The organism is Anaerococcus sp. AGMB09787 (assembly GCF_022808955.1).
Lineage (GTDB): Bacteria > Bacillota > Clostridia > Tissierellales > Peptoniphilaceae > Anaerococcus.
The window spans coordinates 1-18,627 of the sequence record NZ_JAKZEY010000022.1 but is presented as its reverse complement, the minus strand read 5'-3'; the positions used below and the strand labels follow the sequence as shown (position 1 = coordinate 18,627).

25 protein-coding genes are annotated in these 18,627 nt (G+C 35.4%); all 25 read left to right on the top strand.

The window, feature by feature from the left end; translation table 11 throughout:
* Positions 1-162: 162 nt before the first annotated feature.
* A complete protein-coding gene (locus MUN42_RS05715) occupies positions 163-357 on the top strand; it encodes a hypothetical protein (RefSeq protein WP_243343582.1) in 195 nt (64 codons plus the stop codon).
* On the top strand, positions 354-695 hold the full coding sequence (locus MUN42_RS05710) for a MazG-like family protein (protein WP_243343581.1): 342 nt from the start codon (positions 354-356) through the stop codon (positions 693-695). The genes MUN42_RS05715 and MUN42_RS05710 overlap by 4 nt, the downstream gene beginning before the upstream one ends.
* Before the next feature lie 26 nt (positions 696-721).
* On the top strand, positions 722-946 hold the full coding sequence (locus MUN42_RS05705) for a hypothetical protein (RefSeq protein WP_243343579.1): 225 nt from the start codon (positions 722-724) through the stop codon (positions 944-946).
* Positions 946-1,437, top strand: a complete 492-nt coding sequence (locus MUN42_RS05700; RefSeq protein ID WP_243343577.1) for a hypothetical protein — start codon at positions 946-948, stop codon at positions 1,435-1,437. The genes MUN42_RS05705 and MUN42_RS05700 overlap by 1 nt, the downstream gene beginning before the upstream one ends.
* A gap of 378 nt (positions 1,438-1,815) precedes the next feature.
* Positions 1,816-2,166 (top strand): ParB N-terminal domain-containing protein, encoded by a 351-nt coding sequence (locus MUN42_RS05695; RefSeq protein WP_243343575.1) that lies wholly within the window; start codon positions 1,816-1,818, stop codon positions 2,164-2,166.
* A complete protein-coding gene (locus MUN42_RS05690) occupies positions 2,153-3,088 on the top strand; it encodes a site-specific DNA-methyltransferase (RefSeq protein ID WP_243343574.1) in 936 nt (311 codons plus the stop codon). The genes MUN42_RS05695 and MUN42_RS05690 overlap by 14 nt, the downstream gene beginning before the upstream one ends.
* Positions 3,089-3,874 carry an S-adenosylmethionine synthetase N-terminal domain-containing protein gene (locus MUN42_RS05685; RefSeq protein ID WP_243343573.1) on the top strand — a complete coding sequence of 262 codons (786 nt, stop codon included), beginning with the start codon at positions 3,089-3,091 and terminating at the stop codon, positions 3,872-3,874.
* An 8-nt stretch (positions 3,875-3,882) separates the two neighbouring features.
* Positions 3,883-4,347, top strand: coding sequence for a helix-turn-helix domain-containing protein (locus tag MUN42_RS05680; protein ID WP_243343572.1), 465 nt, complete (start codon positions 3,883-3,885; stop codon positions 4,345-4,347).
* Positions 4,340-5,596, top strand: a complete 1,257-nt coding sequence (locus MUN42_RS05675; protein WP_243343571.1) for a PBSX family phage terminase large subunit — start codon at positions 4,340-4,342, stop codon at positions 5,594-5,596. The genes MUN42_RS05680 and MUN42_RS05675 overlap by 8 nt, the downstream gene beginning before the upstream one ends.
* A gap of 12 nt (positions 5,597-5,608) precedes the next feature.
* Positions 5,609-7,150 carry a phage portal protein gene (locus tag MUN42_RS05670; RefSeq protein WP_243343570.1) on the top strand — a complete coding sequence of 514 codons (1,542 nt, stop codon included), beginning with the start codon at positions 5,609-5,611 and terminating at the stop codon, positions 7,148-7,150.
* Complete coding sequence (locus MUN42_RS05665) at positions 7,125-8,591, top strand: minor capsid protein (protein WP_243343569.1); 1,467 nt, start codon at positions 7,125-7,127, stop codon at positions 8,589-8,591. The genes MUN42_RS05670 and MUN42_RS05665 overlap by 26 nt, the downstream gene beginning before the upstream one ends.
* 125 nt (positions 8,592-8,716) lie before the next feature.
* A complete protein-coding gene (locus MUN42_RS05660; RefSeq protein ID WP_243343567.1) occupies positions 8,717-8,971 on the top strand; it encodes a hypothetical protein in 255 nt (84 codons plus the stop codon).
* 113 nt (positions 8,972-9,084) lie between these two features.
* Positions 9,085-9,669, top strand: coding sequence for a hypothetical protein (locus MUN42_RS05655; RefSeq protein WP_243343565.1), 585 nt, complete (start codon positions 9,085-9,087; stop codon positions 9,667-9,669).
* 3 nt (positions 9,670-9,672) lie between these two features.
* On the top strand, positions 9,673-10,611 hold the full coding sequence (locus MUN42_RS05650) for a phage major capsid protein (protein WP_243343563.1): 939 nt from the start codon (positions 9,673-9,675) through the stop codon (positions 10,609-10,611).
* Position 10,612: 1 nt separating this feature from the next.
* Entirely contained in the window at positions 10,613-10,849 is a 237-nt protein-coding gene (locus MUN42_RS05645; RefSeq protein ID WP_243343560.1) for a HeH/LEM domain-containing protein, read from the top strand.
* 3 nt (positions 10,850-10,852) lie between these two features.
* Entirely contained in the window at positions 10,853-11,203 is a 351-nt protein-coding gene (locus MUN42_RS05640; protein WP_243343558.1) for a phage head-tail connector protein, read from the top strand.
* Positions 11,200-11,502: a hypothetical protein gene (locus MUN42_RS05635; protein ID WP_243343557.1), complete on the top strand. Its 303-nt coding sequence runs from the start codon at positions 11,200-11,202 to the stop codon at positions 11,500-11,502. The genes MUN42_RS05640 and MUN42_RS05635 overlap by 4 nt, the downstream gene beginning before the upstream one ends.
* Positions 11,499-11,846: an HK97-gp10 family putative phage morphogenesis protein gene (locus MUN42_RS05630; protein WP_243343556.1), complete on the top strand. Its 348-nt coding sequence runs from the start codon at positions 11,499-11,501 to the stop codon at positions 11,844-11,846. The genes MUN42_RS05635 and MUN42_RS05630 overlap by 4 nt, the downstream gene beginning before the upstream one ends.
* Positions 11,830-12,228: a hypothetical protein gene (locus MUN42_RS05625; protein WP_243343555.1), complete on the top strand. Its 399-nt coding sequence runs from the start codon at positions 11,830-11,832 to the stop codon at positions 12,226-12,228. The genes MUN42_RS05630 and MUN42_RS05625 overlap by 17 nt, the downstream gene beginning before the upstream one ends.
* 2 nt (positions 12,229-12,230) lie before the next feature.
* Positions 12,231-12,767 (top strand): phage major tail protein, TP901-1 family, encoded by a 537-nt coding sequence (locus MUN42_RS05620; protein ID WP_243343554.1) that lies wholly within the window; start codon positions 12,231-12,233, stop codon positions 12,765-12,767.
* Positions 12,768-12,775: 8 nt separating this feature from the next.
* A complete protein-coding gene (locus tag MUN42_RS05615) occupies positions 12,776-13,159 on the top strand; it encodes a tail assembly chaperone (protein ID WP_243343553.1) in 384 nt (127 codons plus the stop codon).
* 17 nt (positions 13,160-13,176) lie between these two features.
* A complete protein-coding gene (locus MUN42_RS05610; protein ID WP_243343552.1) occupies positions 13,177-13,506 on the top strand; it encodes a hypothetical protein in 330 nt (109 codons plus the stop codon).
* 4 nt (positions 13,507-13,510) lie between these two features.
* Entirely contained in the window at positions 13,511-15,625 is a 2,115-nt protein-coding gene (locus MUN42_RS05605) for a hypothetical protein (RefSeq protein WP_243343551.1), read from the top strand.
* A complete protein-coding gene (locus MUN42_RS05600) occupies positions 15,615-16,466 on the top strand; it encodes a hypothetical protein (RefSeq protein WP_243343550.1) in 852 nt (283 codons plus the stop codon). The genes MUN42_RS05605 and MUN42_RS05600 overlap by 11 nt, the downstream gene beginning before the upstream one ends.
* On the top strand, positions 16,463-18,627 hold a 2,165-nt coding region (locus MUN42_RS05595), incomplete at its 3' end, for a phage tail spike protein (RefSeq protein ID WP_243343549.1). The genes MUN42_RS05600 and MUN42_RS05595, both read left to right, overlap by 4 nt.

The following is an 18,627-nucleotide window of genomic DNA, read 5'->3' as shown; positions in this document are numbered from 1 at the left end:
GTAAAAGATTTAATTAAGGAGCTATCATTTTTTGATGATGAAGATGATGTTTTAGCTTATTTTTATGATAAAGAAAGTGATATCGATTATGAGTGCGATTTTAAAGTAGATGGTGATGTAGTACCTTTGCTAAATTTGGAAGAAATTAGGAGATATTGACTTATGAAAGTAAAGGAATTTTTAAAGTATTTTGAAGATTTTGACCCTGAAAGTGAGTTGGAATTTGATTTATTTGAGGAGGGGATAGTTAATTATGGAGATTATAAAGAATTTCATACAGAATTGTATTTTACAGATATTAAGAGTGATGATGGAATTTGTGAGATAACCTTTGAGTTAGGAGATGTTAAAGAATGAGTTTTAAGGATTTAAAAGATAAGGTTTTAAGCTGGGCAGATGATAAGGATTTATTACACGAAGAAAATGCTGATAAGCAGTTTATGAAGGTTATCGAAGAGGTTTTTGAGTTTAAGAGTGAGTTTTACCTTAGAAATATGTTTGGTGATAATGAGTTTGCTTATAAAGATATGATGCTTGAAATGGGAGACATTTTTGTTACTTTGATTATCCTTTGTGAGCAGATTGGGGTTGACCCAGAAGAATGTTTGTCTATGGCTTATGAAAAGATTAAGGGTAGGTCTGGGAGGACTATCAACGGGAATTTTATTAAAGAGGAGGATCTAATCGATGAATAGGCAGATGCGTAGGAGGGAGGTCTAGTATGAGTGATAGCAACTATTTTGCACCAGGTGAGTATATCGAGGATGCTATGTATGAAGATTATGCTCATAGGTTAGGTCTTGTTGTGGGGGATTATAAAAGACTTCTTAAAGGTGATTTGCCGATTGATAAGGCACTTGCCGATAAGTTATATAAGCTTACTAGGGTGAGTGCTGAAACGTGGATGAATTTACAGAAGAGATACGACCAAAGAAAGAAGGATTGATGGATTTTGACAAGATTAGGAAACAGGAGAGAGATCGAACTAGGATTGACACTATAAAGTCTAGGCTCAGAAAGTATGGGCGTGATATGCGAAGGTATGAGGCTGAGAAAATCAAGATTGAGATTGCTAGGGATAGGCTTTCGCTTGGGGCTTCTTGGCATTCTACTGATGCTGTTAAGGGCGGTGGCTCTAGTCAAGAAGATTTGCAGGTTAAGATGATCGATAAGATTGATGAATCAAGTCGAAGAATGAAGCTGATTGAGCTAGAAAATAGGGCTATGCAGTTAGCTATTGCTGGCCTTGACGAGGATAAGAAATTTATTGTTGAGCATATGTGGATTGCACCTAAAGATGAAAGATTGAGTTTTAGAAGGTGCGGATTGGCTCTTAATTTATCTACCACTACCGTCAAAAGAAGGAGCGATGAAGCCTTACTTTACATTTTTGAGAGATTGTATTTGATTGAAGGGGGTGAGGTCGATGTGAGATAGCTGTTTTTGGTACGATTATGGTACGATTATGGAACACATAAGGCTATTTTATGTGTTATAATGATATTGTAGAAATGTTGCAAGAAATAAATTTAAAACTGTTTAACTCAGGGATAGGCAATTGGGCTTATCCTTTTCTTTTGTCAATTTTAGGCTTATGAGTCAGGCTATCCACTTTTAGCACCTCCTTACGATATTGATTTTGTGGTACTCGGGAGCGGGTTTTTCTAGTTTTCCCCGCTTATAAGAGAGTGGTTTCTCTTAAAATGTTTTTTAATATGTGCTAAATGTTGTTAGTGGATGGTCTGGCTGATAGGCTTAAATGGATAAAAAAATTTAAAATAATACTTGTTTTGTTGTTTAATTTTAGGAGTGAAAATGATTAAGGATAGAATTGATGTTATTTATAAAAATGTAGATGATTTAATACCTTATGTTAATAATCCAAGGGATAATGCAAATGCAGTAGATGCAGTTGCATCAAGTATTAAGAATTTTGGATTTAAGGTGCCTATTGTAGTTGATAAGGGTAATGAAATTGTTACGGGTCATACTAGGCTCTTAGCGGCGAAAAAGCTAGGTATGGAGAAGGTGCCTGTTATAGTAGCCGATGATCTGACACAAAATGAGGTTAAGGCTTTTAGGCTGGCTGATAATAAGGTTGGGGAGCTTGCACAGTGGGACTTCGAAGCCCTTGAAAATGAACTAGGGGGGGGTGGAAGACATTGATATGACTCAGTTTGGATTCGATGAGCTTGAAGAATTAGATGAGGATATTATTGAAGATGTTGAAGATGTATCCATCCTAGAAGTAAGAGAAGAGTGCAGAGTTTCTAAAGGGCAGGTATGGATTTTGGGTGACCATAGACTTATGTGTGGCGATTCAACTAAAGCTGAAGATGTGGACAAGTTAATTCAAGACCAAGAAATGGATTTATGTGTTACTGATCCACCTTATAATGTTAATTATGAGAATTCAGCGGGCAAGATTGAAAATGACAATTTATCAGATGATGACTTCAGAGAGTTTGCTTATTTAGCTTGTAAACAAATAGAAAGAGTATTGAAGCCAGGTGGCGTTTATTATCTTTGGCACGCAGATGCTAAAAGGGCACCATGGCATTATGCTTTGACTGAGCTAGATATGCCAGCTAGGCAGGTTTTAATTTGGGTAAAAAGTCAGGCTACCTTATCTAGACAAGACTACAATTGGAAGCATGAACCTTGCTTATATGGCTGGAAAGAAGGAGCTGGACATTACTATTGCCAGGATTTTACAGAAACAACAGTAATTGAAAATAAACCAAATATAAATCAATTGGATTATGATGAATTAAGAGACTATGCGATAACTCTTGAAAATATTATTGATTCTGGCTCTACAATAATTCGAGAAGATAAACCTGAAAAAAGTGAGCTGCATCCAACCATGAAGCCTATTAAACTTATGGCTAAGTTGATTCTTAATTCCTCAAGAAAAGGAGAAAGAGTTTTGGACTTATTTGGTGGAAGTGGCAGTACCTTAATTGCTTGCGAGCAGACAGGACGTAAAGCATATTTGATGGAATTTGAGCCTATTTATGCAGAAGCGATTATAAATAGGTGGGAAAAATTTACTGGAAATGAAGCCATACTAGAGGAGAAAATATAAATGTTTGAAAAAGTAAATCCTATGCATCCAGATAAAATTGCTAACAGGATAGCAGGGGCAATAGTGGATTTAGCATATAAGGAAAAAGAAAATCCTAAAATAGCAGTTGAAGTTTTGCTGGGACATGGAAATTGTCATGTAATTATTGAAACAGACTGTAATCTAAATAAAAAAGAAATTGAGTCAACAATTAATAGGATAGCAGGAGATGTCAAAGCGGATATTAAATTAGTAGAACAGGATATCCACTTATCAAAGAATCAAAAAGAAAAAGTAAGATGCGGAGACAATGGAATTTTTAAAGGAGTACCTACTTCAGATGAAGAAAAGAGACTATCTTTAATTGCTCGTGAAATTTATTCTAATTATTCTTATGAAGGGAAATATATTATTGATGGAGACAAGCTTATTATTTGTCAGTCCAATGTTTCTAACAGAATATTAAAATCAATTTATCCCCAAGCAACTATAAATCCACTTGGAGAATGGACTGGTGGAACTGATGTAGACACTGGAGCAACCAATAGAAAGCTTGGTTCAGATATGGGTCGAGCAGTAACAGGCGGGGGACTTCATGGTAAGGATCTATCTAAAGCTGATGTGTCTGTAAATATTTATGCTCATCTAAAAGCACAAGAAGAAAATAGAGAAGTAGAACTATCCTGTGCCATTGGAGATGAAATGATAGATGGTAGACCTTATGAAGAAATAGTCCATATTGCTAGAAACTATATTGACATTATCGGAGGATTTGAGAAGTTCGCTGAGTGGGGACTGATTAGGTAGGTGATTATTTGGCTAGAGGTAAGTATCAAGAATGGCTTGAGAGGGACAATTTAATGAAGATAGAAGCTTGGGCTAGAGATGGTCTTACTGATGAGCAAATTTCTAAGAATATGGGGATTGCCTACTCTACTTTAAGAGTTTGGAGAGATAAATATCCACCAATTTCGGCAGCCTTAAAAAGGGGCAAGGAAGTAGTTGACATCGAGGTTGAGAATAAACTTCTAAAAAGGGCCTTGGGTTATGAATATGATGAGGTAAAAACCGTTCAAAAGATAGTTGATGGCAAAAAATATGCTGAAAAAATTACTATCACTAGGCACGTTATGCCTGATACGACTGCACAGATTTTTTGGTTAAAAAACAGAAAGCCCGATGTTTGGATGGATAGAAAAGCTAAGGAAGTAAGCAGTAACCAAGGCTCTAATTTAGAAAGGTATTTCGAGTTGTTAGATGATAGGATTTTAGATGAGTAATTTAGATAAGATTTACACTAAAAAGCAACAGCAAATATATAGAGAAACTTCACAAAAAGATTGGTTTATGCTTATACTTCACGGTGCTAAGAGGTCGGGAAAGACACAACTTAATAATGACTTATTTATAAAAGAGTTAATAAGGGTTAAGAATATAGCTAAAATGGAGCATATAGAGAAGCCTCAATATATTTTAGCTGGTTTTACAATATCAACGATATATCAAAACGTACTAGTTGAACTAACTTCAAAATATGGGATAGATTTCAAGTTTGATAGACTAGGGAATTTTTCTTTACTAGGTGTATATGTGGTACAAGTAGGACACGGGAAAATAGACGGACTAGGACGTATAAGAGGTATGACTTCATACGGAGCTTATGTGAACGAAGCCTCACTAGCTAATCCACAAGTATTTGATGAAATTAGGTCAAGGTGTTCAGGTAGAGGTGCTAGAATTATATGCGATACTAACCCTGATAATCCAGAACATTGGTTGAAGAAAGAATATATAGACAATCCAACAGATAAGATTATATCTTATAAATTTACCATATTTGACAATACTTTTCTTGATAAAAGATACTTACAGTCAACAATTGAGACGACTCCTCAAGGAATGTATACAGAAAGAAATATTTATGGTAACTGGGTAAGTGGCGAAGGAGTAGTATATAAGGACTTTGACCCTAAAGTTCACTATGTGAATGACTTGTCTTCTTATGAATTTATTAGTTATTTTGCAGGGGTTGACTGGGGCTATGAGCATTATGGTGCTATTGTTGTTTTTGGTGAAACGGATAATGGCGATTATGTAATGGTTGATGAGATTGCGAGGCAAGGTGAGGAGATTGATTTTTGGGCTAGGAAAGCTTTGGAGGTCAAGCAAAGGTATGGAAATATTGCTTTTTATTGTGACAGTGCTAGAACTGAGCATATAGCGAGGTTTAAGCGTGAAGGTATTGATGCTTTTTTGGCTAATAAGGAAGTTATAGCTGGTATAGAAGATGTTGCTACTATGTATAAGACTAAAAAGCTTAAAATTTATGAGCCTTGTGCCGTAAGGTTTAGGGAAGAAATTTTTTCTTATGTGTGGGATGATAAGGCAAGTGATGATAAGGTTAAAAAGGTTAATGATGATGTTATGGATGCTATGAGGTATGCGATTCATAGCAAGAATGTTGTCGATAGGGGTAGGAGAAAGGTTTCTGAAAGGAAGTTTAAGGCAGTTAAGAAGTTTTTTGGATAGGAAGGAGGTCTTATGGTGGATACTAGTTTCAGAAGTGATGATGATTATGAGGAAGGTAAGTATATTCCTAAGTCCTACAGGTTTGAAAGGGATATGGATTATAAAGATAGCACGTTTGATAGATCTTATGAGAAGTATTATTCTGAAGATGCCAATGAGCATTATGTTTATGATGATGTGGAGGCTTTAGTTAGTAATAAGGATAATGTTCTGTTTGATTTTATTAAGCATTTTAAGGAGGTTCAGTGTCATAGGCTTTATGTGTTGGATTCGTATGTGCATGGGAGAAATTGGGGAATAAGTCACGGGAAAAGGAGGATTGAGAAGAATAAGGCAGATTATAGGATAGCTCACGATTATGGAGGTTATATTTCTAGATTTGCAACTTCTTATGTTGCATCTAAGGCTATTACTTATTCTTATGATGGTTATAGTGATGATGGTGATACGAATGATTTAGCTGATATTTTGGAGATTAATAAGGTTAATGATGTTGATAATTTAAATTTTGAGCTTTGTTATGATTGTTCGGTATATGGAAGAGCTTTTGAGTTTCATTATAGGCTTAAAAATGATTTGAATGATTATATTGCAAGGATTGAGCCTTTTGATATGTTTGTTATTAGGGATAAGACTGTTAGGAGAAATATTGTGTGTGCAGTGCATTGTCCTGAGTTTAATGGTTTTATTGAGCCTAAGGTGTATACCAAAAATAGGGTTTATGAGTTGAAGAAGTTTGACTTGAATAATCCTATTTTTCTTGTTAATAAGGAGTATGAGAATCCATATGGAGATGTGCCTGTTGTGGAGTGGTTTAATAACCGATATCGTGAGGGTGATTTTGAGAAGGTGCTTTCTGCTATTGATGCTTATGATGCTGGTCAATCTGACACTGCTAATTATATGTCTGATTTGAATGATGCTTTGTTGGTTATTAATGGTGATGTGGATTTGTCTTTGAGTGATCTATCTAGTATGAGGGATGCTAATATTTTGCTTCTTGAAAGTGGAGTTGACCCTGCAGGTCATAGTACTAGTACTTCTGCTGATTATATTTATAAGCAATATGATGTGAGTGGAGTCGAAGCGTATAAGTCTAGGATTCTTGATGATTTGCATATGCTTTCTGGTATTCCTAAGATTACTGATGAGTCTTTTAATACTCAGTCAGGGATTGCTATGAAGTATAAGACTTTTGGTTTAAAGCAGTTAAAAGAGACTAAGGTCAATTATTTTTCTAAGGCTTTAAGAAGAAGGTATGAGATTATTGAGAAGATGAGGAGTAAGAACGGTGGCACGCCTTTTAATGCTAGTGCTATTGGTTTTAATTTTCATGAGAATTTACCAAGTGATGTATGGCTTGAGATTAAGTCTTTTGTAGACTCAGGAGGACTTTTGAGCCAAGAAACTTTGTTAGAAAATACAAGTTTCACTAATCCTAAGAAAGAATTGGAAAGAATTAGCAGTGAAGAGGATAAAAGAGAAGGTCTTTCTGCAGAAGAAGCTGCTTTTAGAAGAGCGATAATTGATGAAAAGTTATATAGAGAAGAATAGGCAGTATAATGCTCAAAGAAAGATGATGTATGATCTTTATTTGAGGGATATTGATAGGGACGAGCGTATTAAAAAGATTTTTGAGGACGCTCTTTTTAGTATTCAAAATGAGATTGATAGAAATTATATGGTTTATGCTAAAAATGAGGGCATATCTGTAAAGGAGGCTAAAAGACGTGCTTCTGAAATGGACATAAGGAGGTTTCAGGAGAGGGCGAAAAAGGCTGTAGAGGATAAGGATTTTTCTAAGGAGACTTCGTATTGGCTTAAGATATATAATTTAAAGATGAGGGTTTCAAGCTATGAGCTTATGAAGGCTAATATTGATTTGGAGCTTAATAGTGCTTATGATTATGCTTATAGGTATTTGTATGATACTTTGTATCAGGAGCTAAGTAATGAGTTTGCTAATCAAGCTGGTATTCTTGCTAATTCCGCTTCGGATACGGCAGAAAATATTGATAAAATAGTGAATATGGATTTTCTAGGGAAGAATTTTTCTGAAAGGATACGGGATAGAAGAGACGGTTACTATAAGATTCACCAAAGGGAGATATTTAAATCATTATCTAATATATTTATTCATAGAATGGGTTATGACAGTGAAATAGGGAAGTTGTCAAGGACTTTTGATGTAAGTAGAGGTAATGTTTTAAGATTATTAAAGACAGAAGTAGCTAGGGCTAATAGTCAGGCTAGGGATAAGCTATATAAAGAGAATGGCTTTACTCATTACAAATATGTATGTGAACTGGGTGCTTGTCCTATTTGCAAGCCTTTAGATGGTAAGGTTTTTAAGGTAAGTGAAAGGGAAATTGGTGTAAATGCTGCACCTATGCATCCTAATTGTAGGTGTAGGGATTATGGTATTGTTGAGCTTACTGCTGATGATTTCAAGGATTATGATGGGTATAATGAAAATTTTAATAAAATAAGAAAGGAGGGTGAATTGAGTAATTTTATTGAAATAAATGATGATTTTATATTTTCTAAGAGAAGAAAAGGTGATGAAGTCAAAAATTTACCTGTAGAAATGTATACATTTATGAATTTTGAAGATGATTATAATTTGGTTTATGATTATTCAGAACATGAGAAAGAGATAGCTCAATGGTTATCAGATAATGTTGGAGGAAAAATATATATGTGTCCTAGAGTACTATTGCCTGAAAATAGGAAAACACCGGATTATATTTGGGATAACGAGAAGTGGGATTTAAAAGATATAAATAAACATTCTAAAAACACAATTAGTACGGCTGTTAGCTCTACTAAAAACCAATCTAATAATGTTATTTTAAATTTAGTTGATAGTACTTATAATGATGATGATTTATATTATGAAATGAATAGGATATTTTCTAATTCACGTTTGGGGTATATAGATAAAATATTAATTTTAGAAGAGTTTAAATTAAGAAAAATATATAGAAGAGCATAATAAAAGCAGGCCCACCCCCTCAGTTCTATCCAATTACTCGAATAGACATTTTTTTTGGGGGAGGAGGACGACCTGCTTGTTAATAGCATAATACCGTTTTTATTAAAAAAATCAATGGAGGATATATGATTGAAGTTATGATACCCAACTTATATCGGGATGGGGAATATCGGTATATATTGAAAATAAAATCTCTTGATAAAGCTATTGATATTCTGGAAAATTGCGATGGAGGAGTTAAAAATGTTATTATAGATTGCAAAGATGTTAATAGTCTGAACGAAAATATTGGTGATATCTATGGTAAAATAAGTTGGATTGATAAGTTAATAATAAAGAATAAAAAAAATATGGTTGGAATATATAATAGAAATTCTTGATTAAGCATTCAGAGTAGTATGAGTGCTTTTTTATTGCCCAAACCGTGCTTAGGGCTTTAAAAGGTGCATGAGTTCGTGGAGGTTGCACGTTAAAGCGTAGAAAGGGGATATAAATGTCTGATGATAATGTTAAGCTTGTAGATGATAAGAAGTCTACAGATATTGAAGAAGAAAGAACTGTATCTGTCGAAGAGATGAAGAGAAGGATAGCTAACGAAAAGAGCAAAGCTAAAGAGGAAATTGACAAACTCAATGGTGAATTTAATGACTATAAAGCTAAAGAAGCTGAAAGGATACAACTAGCTATAGACGATTTTTCGAAGAAAGAGAAGATGAATCAGGATGAGTTGTATGAGTATACTTTGAAGGAGAAGGAGAAGGCTCATAATGATGAAGTCAATAAGCTTAAACAAGAGATTGAGGAGTATAAGAATAAGGAAAGGCTCAATCAAATTAAGGATATTGCGGTAAGTAAGCTTTACGAGTATAAGATCGAAAGGTCTGATAAGAGCTTATCTTTAGTTTTGTCTGATTCTATTGAAGATACAAGTAAGAAAATCGATGCTCTTAATGAGTTGTTGGAAGAGGAAAGGAATAAGTATATAGGTCAAGATGCTCCTGTATCCAGTGGAGGTTTAAGTTTTGGAAGTGGGGTTTCATCAACCTATGATATGTTAAAAAAATTAAAAGGAGAGTAATTTATGGCACAAAAGTTTGATCCAAATCATGTGATGTTGTCTGATACTATAGGTAAGGAAATTGCCGATGAAAGGTTTACTAATGAGTTTTTGCAAAGTTTAGTTAATACTTCACTTTTAATAAAGTTAGGTTCACCTGTCGAGATGAAAGCAAAGATGGAGAGAAAATCTCTAGGTATGGGTGAGTTGTCTAATGCGTATTTTGTAGGTGAAGGCGAAAAGATTGGAACTGCGAATTTAAAAGGTAAGGATTATGTAATGGAAGCTAAGAAGATTGCGACTATTCTTCCTGTTACTGAGGAGTTTTTGGAGTATTCTTGGGCTAATTATTTTAATGAAATTGTTCCTGTAATTGCTGATAAGTTTAATAAGATGATTGACGGGGCTGCTTTCCTGGGTCTTCATAATAATCCTTTTGGGGTTAATGTGCTAGCTAGTGCCAAGAAAGCTAAGAAGGTAATTACTGGCTTGGATACGAAGAGTATATATGATTTTGAAGCTTTAACTGATAAGGAGCCTAATGCTTTTGTAGGTCATAGGACTTTGAACAGAAGTCTAAGAGGGCTTACTGATGATGTTACTAAAACTTATATTTTTGATAGAGCTAATAAAACATTGGATGGCATTAGCTATGAGGAGCTTATGCTTGCTGATGGTGAAGTGTATCCTGAAAATACTTTGCTTACAGGTGATTTTTCAGCTCTTAAGTATGGAGTACCTAACGGCAGTCAATTAAGGTTAAAGATAGCTGATCAAGCTACTTTGTCTAAGATCCAAAATGATGGAACTGTTGATAGTGGCGATGTTCATTTGTTTGAACAAGATATGCAAGCTTTAAGGGCTGTGTTTGAAATTGCTGTAGCTATTCCTGTTGACGGATATTTTGCAGCTATAAGTCCTGATGCAGTGGCAGATGACGAAGAGGAATTAGAAGAAGTTTAGTATGGCAAGGTTAGTGATTAAGAGTTTCAAGGATAAGAAGGGCGGTGGAGTTTATTACTCTGACCGCCTTGATGTTTATAAGGGCGATAGGGAAGAAGAATTGTTTGCTAAAGGATATTTAGCTGATGAATTAAAAGATTTAAGTGTGTCTGACCTTAAAAATATTCTTGATAAGAAGGGAATAGAGTATAAGCGAAGCGATAAAAAGCAAAGATTGATAGAACTTGCTGAGGAGTAATCTATGGATATGGGAAATTTGCTTGTAAGGCTTAAGAGAAGATTATCTATTGAGGATGATTTGCAAGACGAAGTTTTGAAAGATATTATCGATGAATCTATAAGTCATTTTAAGCTTATCACTGGAGCTAGTGAAGTGGAGGATAGGTACGCTTTTATTATTCTTGATGTGTCTGATATAAGGTATAACCGTAGGGGTTCTGCTGGTCTTATTAGTGAAAGTGTTGATGGCTATTCTGCTAATTTTAGTAGAATGGAGGATGATTTTGCTCCTTATATGCCAATTTTGAAAAGAGAGTTTGATATAGATAATGACGAGAATAAAGGCAAGAAAGGCAAGGTGATGTGGTATTGAAGACTAATAACAGTATAAGCTTGGTTTATTTCGATGGAAATGAAGTTTATAATCCTGAAAAAGGAAGTGTAGATATTGTGGATAAGGTCGAGAAAAAGTATCCGTGTTTTATTAATTTTCAAAGAAAGTCTACAAGTTTTGCAGAATATGGACTTAAGGAAGAAGTGCTCATGAATGTTAGGTTTTTGCAAGCCGTAAAGCCTTTTAAGTATGCCTTGTATATGGGTGAAAAGTATTACCCGATAGATAGTGTGTTTAATGGCAAAGAGTCTTATACTTTGAGGAAGGGTACTATATGAAGCTTAGCTTGAAGGGAGATAAGGAGCTTATAAGAGCCTTGAAGAAGGCAGAGAAGAGGAATCCAGAAGTAACTTCTAAGGTTATTAAGAATGTTTGTGAACGTGGAAAGGAAGCTTCGGTATCAAAAGCACCTCATAAGACAGGTTTTTTAAAGAGTATGCATAATACAAGGTATCCTAGTAAGCTTCACGGGCAGATAATTTCGGGGGCAGGCTATTCGGGCTATGTAAATTATGGCACTAGGTTTCAAAGTGCTCAGCCGTTTTTTACCAATGCTTTTAGGGAAACTAAGGAGGATTTGAGAAGTAATCTCAAGAAGATATTGAATGACAGTTTTAGGTAAAACGCCACATCAAGCTATATATGATAGCATTTTTGAATTATGTAGGGGAATTAGTGAAAATACATTCGATTATTTGCCTGATGCTGATGCGGTCTATCCCTTTATTCATTTGGGAGATAGTCAATCACAAAATGCTGAAAATGTAGATATGTATGGTGAATGTGAGCAAGTTATAAATATTTGGGGGCTTAGAAAGGACAGGGGAGCTATTGACAAGTTAAGTATGGAAATTAGCGATGGCTTATCACTTCTTAGGCAAGCCTACGGATATATGATTAAAGTGGAAAGTATTAAGCATACCTTAATGGTTGATACTTCAACTAGTAAGCTATTACTTCATAATGTAATGGAAGTTAGAATGAGATATAACAGAAAGGGATAGATATGACTGAATTAATTAGTGGTAAAAATGTTGTTTTGTTTTTTAGGGAAAGGTCAAAATTTAAGGAAGAAGACGGTTCAAGGTTAAAGTTTTTGACGGAACATTCAGTAAGCAAGGAAAAGGAGTCAGATACTGTGATTACTAAGGATGGACCTATTACTACTATAACTGATGGTGAAACTTCTTTTGATATAACTTCGCTTGCCTATAAGAATGATGACGGAACGCTTGCAGTGTGGGAAGAGCTGGAAGATTGTTTTGATAGAGGAGTTTTGATGGAACTTTGGGAGGTTGATATAACAGGGGTTGATGATGAGCATTTGGATGTAAAGCCTACTTATTATCAAGGCTATTTGAGTGAATATGAGAAATCATCACCTGCAGATTCGCAAGTTGAGTTGACTTTCACTTTTATAGCAAACGGTAAGGGAATTAAGGGAGAAGAAACTTTAACGCCTGAGCAATTATCTTCAATTAAAGAGTCTATTTATGAGTATCAAACTATAGCTAAAGTTACTGATGATACTGATGAAGAATAGGGGTAATAATGAATATTAAAATAAATAACAAGGAATATGATTTGTATTTCGGATTTGATTTTATTGACTATATTAATAACAATTCGTCTTTGAGTGTGCAAGGTATGCAAATAGGCTTGGGTGGAGTTCAGATGTTATCTCTTGGGATTACTAATAAAACTCCATCAACTATGAGACTTATCATAAAGGGGGCAACTAATACTTTAAATTCCAAGCCTTCAAATGCCGATATTGAAGAGTATATAAGTGATTTGATAGTGGCTAATAAATATGACGAGGTTTTTGATTCCTTGGTTCAGGAATTGGGGGAGCATGCTCTAGTCCTAAGAGAAATGGGAGTTTCTCAAGAGGATATAGTGAAGAAGCTAGAAAAAGAGGAAAAGAAGAAGTAGTTTATACAATCGATGAGATGATTGCTCTTGCTATGGGGCTTTTCGGTATTTCTATTTTGGAAGCAAGGAGGCTTAGTCCTCATGATTTTCAGCTGCATCTCTTGGCTTATGAGGTGAAAAGACAAAAGGAAATTGAGCTTATGAGTATAAATGCTTGGTTTGTAAATTTAGCTGCTTCTAAAAAGAAGGTAGGTACAGGGAAGATGGCTAAGATACAAGCTGTGTATAGAAGGTATAAGGATTTTTATGATGCAAGTAGTGAGTTCTCAAAGATTTTTGAAGGTACTAAGACCAAAAAAGCGAAGTCTATGGCTGATTTTAATAGAATTTTAAATAAAAGGAGGTGATGCGATGGCAGATGCAACATATAAGTTGGTTGCCGATATATCTTCCAATGTATCTGGATTACAAAAGGGGCTTAATAGTGCTACAAGTTCTATAAAGTCTTTTGCCAGTAAAGCTGTAGGTATAGTGGCAGCTATGGGGCTTGGCAAGGTAATGGCTGATACGGTAATGGAAGGTGGTAAGCTGGAGCAAGCCTTGGGCGGTGTAGAAACTTTGTTTAAGGGTTCGGCACAAACTGTAGTTAAGAATGCTCAAAATGCATATAAGACAGCGGGAGTATCTGCGACTAAGTATATGGAGCAGGTAACATCTTTTAGTGCAAGGCTCTTGCAAGCAACTGGCGGCGATACTGCTAAGGCTGCGAGGATAGCTGATATGGCAATAAAGGATATGTCAGATAATGCGAATAAATTCGGTACGGATATAGGCAGTATTCAGTATGCTTATCAAGGCTTTGCAAAAAGTAATTACTCAATGCTGGATAATTTGAAACTTGGTTATGGGGGAACTCGTTCGGAGATGGAACGTCTGTTGGCTGATGCTGAAAAGCTGACGGGGGTTCGTTATGATATTAATAATTTATCAGATGTGTATGATGCCATTCATGTTATTCAACAAGAACTAGGAGTGACGGGGACTACTGCTAAGGAAGCGTCAACTACTTTGGAAGGTTCTTTTAATGCAATGAAGGCATCTTTTGATAATCTTAAGGGGTCTATGGCGTTAGGAGAGGATATTCAAGATGAAGTTAATGCTGTGGCATCTACTTTGTCGAATTTTCTTTTTAATAATTTAATTCCTATGCTTGGCAACATTGCTAAGGCTTTACCCTCTGCGATAAAAACTTTTATTCAAACGGCTGTGCCTATTGTTTTAGAGCAAGGAAGTAAGCTTATGGAGTCTTTAGCTATAGGGATAGGACAAGGTGGAGAAAGTTTACTTGAGAAATTTTCTACTATATTTACTAGTATTTTAACTTGGATAGAAACTTCTTTGCCAGGTATGCTGGAGCAAGGAATTAAATTTATTGTTAATTTTGCAAATGGATTTTTGCAAGGGTTGCCTAATGTTTTGATGAATATCGGAAGTATTTTAGCTAATATTATCACTAAGATAATTGAGATTTTGCCAACTATTCTCCAGCAAGGTATACAGTTAATCGGTCAGCTGGCTATGGGTATTATTGAAAATGGACCTAGCGTCATCTTGGCTTTGGCAGATGTTTTGCTTAATTTGATTTCTACGATTTTGAATAATTTGCCTGAGTTTTTGAAAAAGGGCTTTGAGATTATCAAGAATCTTGCCCAAGGGTTGGCAGAGAATGCTCCAGAAGCTGTCGGGAAAATTATCGATTTATTAGTTGAGCTTCTTGGTAAGATAGCTGATTATTTGCCTGAGTTTTTAAGTAAGGCATGGGAAGTAATAAAGACTATAGCTAAGGGTTTTGTAGAGACCGCACCAAAAGTTTTACAAGCAATGGTTAAGATTCTTGTTGATACAATTAGGGAAATTATTCGAAAGTTGCCTGAGTTTTTGAAAAAAGGAAAGGAATTAATAAAAAATCTTGCCCAAGGTATAGGGCAAATGGCTAATGATGTGTTTTCTGCTGCTAAAAGGGTAGTCCAAAAGGGTCTAAATGCAGTAAAAGGCTTTGTAGATAAGTTCTTTAGTGTTGGCAAGGATTTAATCTTGGGAGTTGCAAGAGGTATCGGTAGTGCTGTGGATGCTGTTGTTGATGCTGCAGTGGGTGCTGCAAGGAGAGCTTTTAATGCTGTTAAAAATTTCTTAGGAATTAATTCACCGTCTAAGCTTTTTGCTAACAAGATAGGACAATTTATACCTCAAGGTATGGCTGTAGGTATTGATAAGAATATGGGTTATGTGGAAGATGCGATAACTAATATGAATGCCCTTGCAGGTAGTGAGCTTGCCTTGTCAATGGATGATCTTTCGTATAGGACTATGGTTGATATGTCGGTTTATGATAAAGACGATTCTGCTCATTCTTTTGCTTTCGATATAAATCTCACGATGGGCAATAATACTTTCTCAACTTTTGTCGATGATATAACAAGAGCACAAGATAGTAGTTATGAGTTAAGGAGGCTATATGCTTTATAGTAAGAAATATATAAACACAACAGGCGATGGATACGGAGGATACGATGAATCGCCTGTTAGCTTTATGTTTGGAGAAGTAGCGAATGTTCATGGTTTGACTCATATACAGAGTGGTTATTTGAGTGATGGTATTTTAGTTTTACAAGTAAATGGAAGAAATGATATCACTAAGGAGATAAGCTGGGTAAAGTCATCTGTGGGTAAGAATATCTCCTATCAAGAAAAGGTAAGTGATAGGGAAATCGAGATTGTTTTTGTTTTGCTTGCTACGAGTGATTCGGATTTCAGGCGAAAGTCCGAGTATTTACAATTGCGTTTATTTGAACCTAAGGAGTTATATATAAGTTTTACGGATGACTACAATTTTATGTATAGGGTTATTTTCAGTGATTTGAAGTTTGGTCCAGAGAATAATAATGTGCTTAAGGGAGTGCTTACGGCTAAGCTTATAGAGCCTTATAAGTTTACGAATATACAACACGATGTATACTATGGTGCAGATGAGACAAGCTATGCTTTAGAACCGAGTGTGTCTTATAATAAGCTAACTAGGATAGGCTTGGAAGAAATCAATCTTGAGGCAGAGGCAGTAAATAAGATAAGTTTAACTGGCAGCGATGACCGTATCATAGGCAATGTAATCTTTACAGAAGCTTTGTCAGGGGATGTTTTGATAAATTCTGAAGGTTTGAATGTTAACGGTCAAACAAGGAACGAGCTTGTTGATTTGGATTCGGATTTTGAAAAGTTTTTTGATAAGGTGTATATGCCTACTATCAGTTTTGGAGAAAGCGATAAGTTTTCAACAGTTCATTTTTATTATAGGGAGTATTCACTATGATATATGCTTTTGACAAAAATGAAAAACTTATAGGTGAAATTTTACAAAGAAATATCATCGAAGCTTATCAAACGGAAGAGTTGAACGGGAATGTGTCTTTTGCTATGAGCCTACCTATAGAAGAAAGTAAAAAGTGGGATAAGGCTTTTTATTTAGCTCATAAAGATGTATATGACCCTAGTAGCTATCAACTGTATAGAATTTTAAAAAGTGAAGTAAAGGCTGATAGGGTAGACTATGAATGCATTCACGTTTTTTTTGATGATATGACTTTTTATGGTTATATAAGGGATAAGAGACCCGAGAGTGTAAAAGCTACGGCCGCCCTAGAAGTTGCCCTTGATGGCTCAAGGTGGGAAGTAGGTAGTGTAGATGATTCTCCTTTGAAGTCTTTAAATTTTTATGATTCTACAAGGCTTGACGCTATATCTAAAGTTTTGAAAGCTTACGATATGGAGCTGGGGTTCAGAATTTCTTTTTCTAAAAATAAGATTACTCATAGGTATGTGGATTTGTATACAAGGAGGGGATCTGATAATTATAAGCGTTTTGCTTATGGAGATAGGGCTTTAGAAATCACAAGGGAGATTGATAGAAGCAACGTCGTTACAAGGCTTATACCTCGTGGAAAGGGAGAAGTTAAATTTGACGAAGAAGGTGAAGCTACAGGGGGATATGGCAGAAGGATTCAGATAAGCGACCTTGATTGGAAAGCCGATGAGGATGTGCCTGTAGATAAGCCTAAGGGTCAAGAGTATCTAGAACTTGTAGATTTAACAAAAAGATATGGCTTTGCTGACGGTCAAGCTAAAACTAAGCTTGTAACTTATAGTAATATTGAAGATGAAACCGAGCTTTTAAAGCAAGCTTATAAGGATTTGGTGATAAATTCAAGACCCTTGGTAACTTTTCGTGCCAAGGTTGTAGATATAGGAAGAGTGTCTTTGGGTGATGTGGTTAATATCATAAGAGATGATATTGATATAAGATACTCTACTAGGATTTTTAAAATAAAGAGAAATCTTTTAAATGATGATGATACAAGTGTTGAGTTGGGAGATCTTATCCAAACTGGTAAAAGTAAAGCTTTGGAGGATTTGAAGAACGGCTTTAAGCAACTGGACAGCTTGATGAATGAAAGTTTGAGTAAGCTAAGAGAAAATACTTCATATATAAGCAGTGTACAGGATGAGATCGAGAGAGGATTTTATAACCGAGATGGCTATAATTATGAGCTTAAGGCAGGCAATGAGTATGGGCTACCCGCAGGATATTATTCTTTCGATAGAGAAATAGATGATAACCCCACAAGGGTTATTTATGTAGGAGCAGGAACTCTTGCTATAGCTAATTCTAAGAAGTCTAACGGCGACTGGAACTTTAGAAGTTTTGGAACAGGTGAAGGTTTTGTCGCAGATTTAATTATTGCAGGAGTGCTACGTGGTGGAAAAGTACGCTGGAATCTAGAAGATGGCACTTTTCTTATAGGAAGTTCTCCAAGTGATTATACTATGTATTGGGACGGGTCAACTCTACACTTTAGGAATGTGGATATTGACCTTGAGAATAATAGGGTTATTCAGGAGCTTAAGGAGAAGTACGATTTATCTGATGAAGAGATAAAGGCCTTTAAGGAAAGGGTCGATAATGCAAATGCTAGAATTGATGAAGCTAATCAAAGGCTTAATAATGCAAATGCTAGAATTGATGAAACTAAAGAAGACCTTGAGCAATCTGATTATAATTTGAGTATGACGATTGACAGTATGAGCGACTACGTAGATGAACATATAGAAAGTCAGGATAAGAAAAATGAAGTGGTTGATGAAACCCTGCTTGATTTATCTAGTAGGATAAGTGTAACTGACGGAAAGATAGATACTAATATAAGGGCTTTGAGGGAGAGTATAGAGAAGATACAGAGCGAAGCTTATGATGATAGTGAGCTTAGGAGATATATATCTGAGAATTATTCAACTATAACTCAAACTGACAGTAAGATAGCGACTGAAGTATCTAGTGTAAGGACTAGTTTTAATAGTAGTATTAATAGCTTGAGTTCGAGGATTAGTCAGACGGCTAATGACCTTGAAGATTATTCTGACAAGAATTTACAAACAGCTAAGGCTTATGCTGATAGTAAGGATAGCTCAGTAAGAAG

Excerpts from the sequence above, each read along its gene's own strand:
- MUN42_RS05675 (WP_243343571.1), top strand. The coding sequence starts at position 4,340 with ATGAGTAATTTAGATAAGATTTACACTAAAAAGCAACAGCAAATATAT.
- MUN42_RS05640 (WP_243343558.1), top strand. The coding sequence starts at position 10,853 with ATGGATATGGGAAATTTGCTTGTAAGGCTTAAGAGAAGATTATCTATT.
- MUN42_RS05660 (WP_243343567.1), top strand. The coding sequence starts at position 8,717 with ATGATTGAAGTTATGATACCCAACTTATATCGGGATGGGGAATATCGG.
- MUN42_RS05625 (WP_243343555.1), top strand. The coding sequence starts at position 11,830 with ATGACAGTTTTAGGTAAAACGCCACATCAAGCTATATATGATAGCATT.
- MUN42_RS05650 (WP_243343563.1), top strand. The coding sequence starts at position 9,673 with ATGGCACAAAAGTTTGATCCAAATCATGTGATGTTGTCTGATACTATA.
- MUN42_RS05700 (WP_243343577.1), top strand. The coding sequence starts at position 946 with ATGGATTTTGACAAGATTAGGAAACAGGAGAGAGATCGAACTAGGATT.
- MUN42_RS05655 (WP_243343565.1), top strand. The coding sequence starts at position 9,085 with ATGTCTGATGATAATGTTAAGCTTGTAGATGATAAGAAGTCTACAGAT.
- MUN42_RS05610 (WP_243343552.1), top strand. The coding sequence starts at position 13,177 with ATGATTGCTCTTGCTATGGGGCTTTTCGGTATTTCTATTTTGGAAGCA.
- MUN42_RS05695 (WP_243343575.1), top strand. The coding sequence starts at position 1,816 with ATGATTAAGGATAGAATTGATGTTATTTATAAAAATGTAGATGATTTA.
- MUN42_RS05665 (WP_243343569.1), top strand. The coding sequence starts at position 7,125 with ATGAAAAGTTATATAGAGAAGAATAGGCAGTATAATGCTCAAAGAAAG.
- MUN42_RS05645 (WP_243343560.1), top strand. The coding sequence starts at position 10,613 with ATGGCAAGGTTAGTGATTAAGAGTTTCAAGGATAAGAAGGGCGGTGGA.
- MUN42_RS05670 (WP_243343570.1), top strand. The coding sequence starts at position 5,609 with ATGGTGGATACTAGTTTCAGAAGTGATGATGATTATGAGGAAGGTAAG.
- MUN42_RS05705 (WP_243343579.1), top strand. The coding sequence starts at position 722 with ATGAGTGATAGCAACTATTTTGCACCAGGTGAGTATATCGAGGATGCT.
- MUN42_RS05715 (WP_243343582.1), top strand. The coding sequence starts at position 163 with ATGAAAGTAAAGGAATTTTTAAAGTATTTTGAAGATTTTGACCCTGAA.
- MUN42_RS05685 (WP_243343573.1), top strand. The coding sequence starts at position 3,089 with ATGTTTGAAAAAGTAAATCCTATGCATCCAGATAAAATTGCTAACAGG.
- MUN42_RS05605 (WP_243343551.1), top strand. The coding sequence starts at position 13,511 with ATGGCAGATGCAACATATAAGTTGGTTGCCGATATATCTTCCAATGTA.
- MUN42_RS05620 (WP_243343554.1), top strand. The coding sequence starts at position 12,231 with ATGACTGAATTAATTAGTGGTAAAAATGTTGTTTTGTTTTTTAGGGAA.
- MUN42_RS05710 (WP_243343581.1), top strand. The coding sequence starts at position 354 with ATGAGTTTTAAGGATTTAAAAGATAAGGTTTTAAGCTGGGCAGATGAT.
- MUN42_RS05630 (WP_243343556.1), top strand. The coding sequence starts at position 11,499 with ATGAAGCTTAGCTTGAAGGGAGATAAGGAGCTTATAAGAGCCTTGAAG.
- MUN42_RS05600 (WP_243343550.1), top strand. The coding sequence starts at position 15,615 with ATGCTTTATAGTAAGAAATATATAAACACAACAGGCGATGGATACGGA.
- MUN42_RS05615 (WP_243343553.1), top strand. The coding sequence starts at position 12,776 with ATGAATATTAAAATAAATAACAAGGAATATGATTTGTATTTCGGATTT.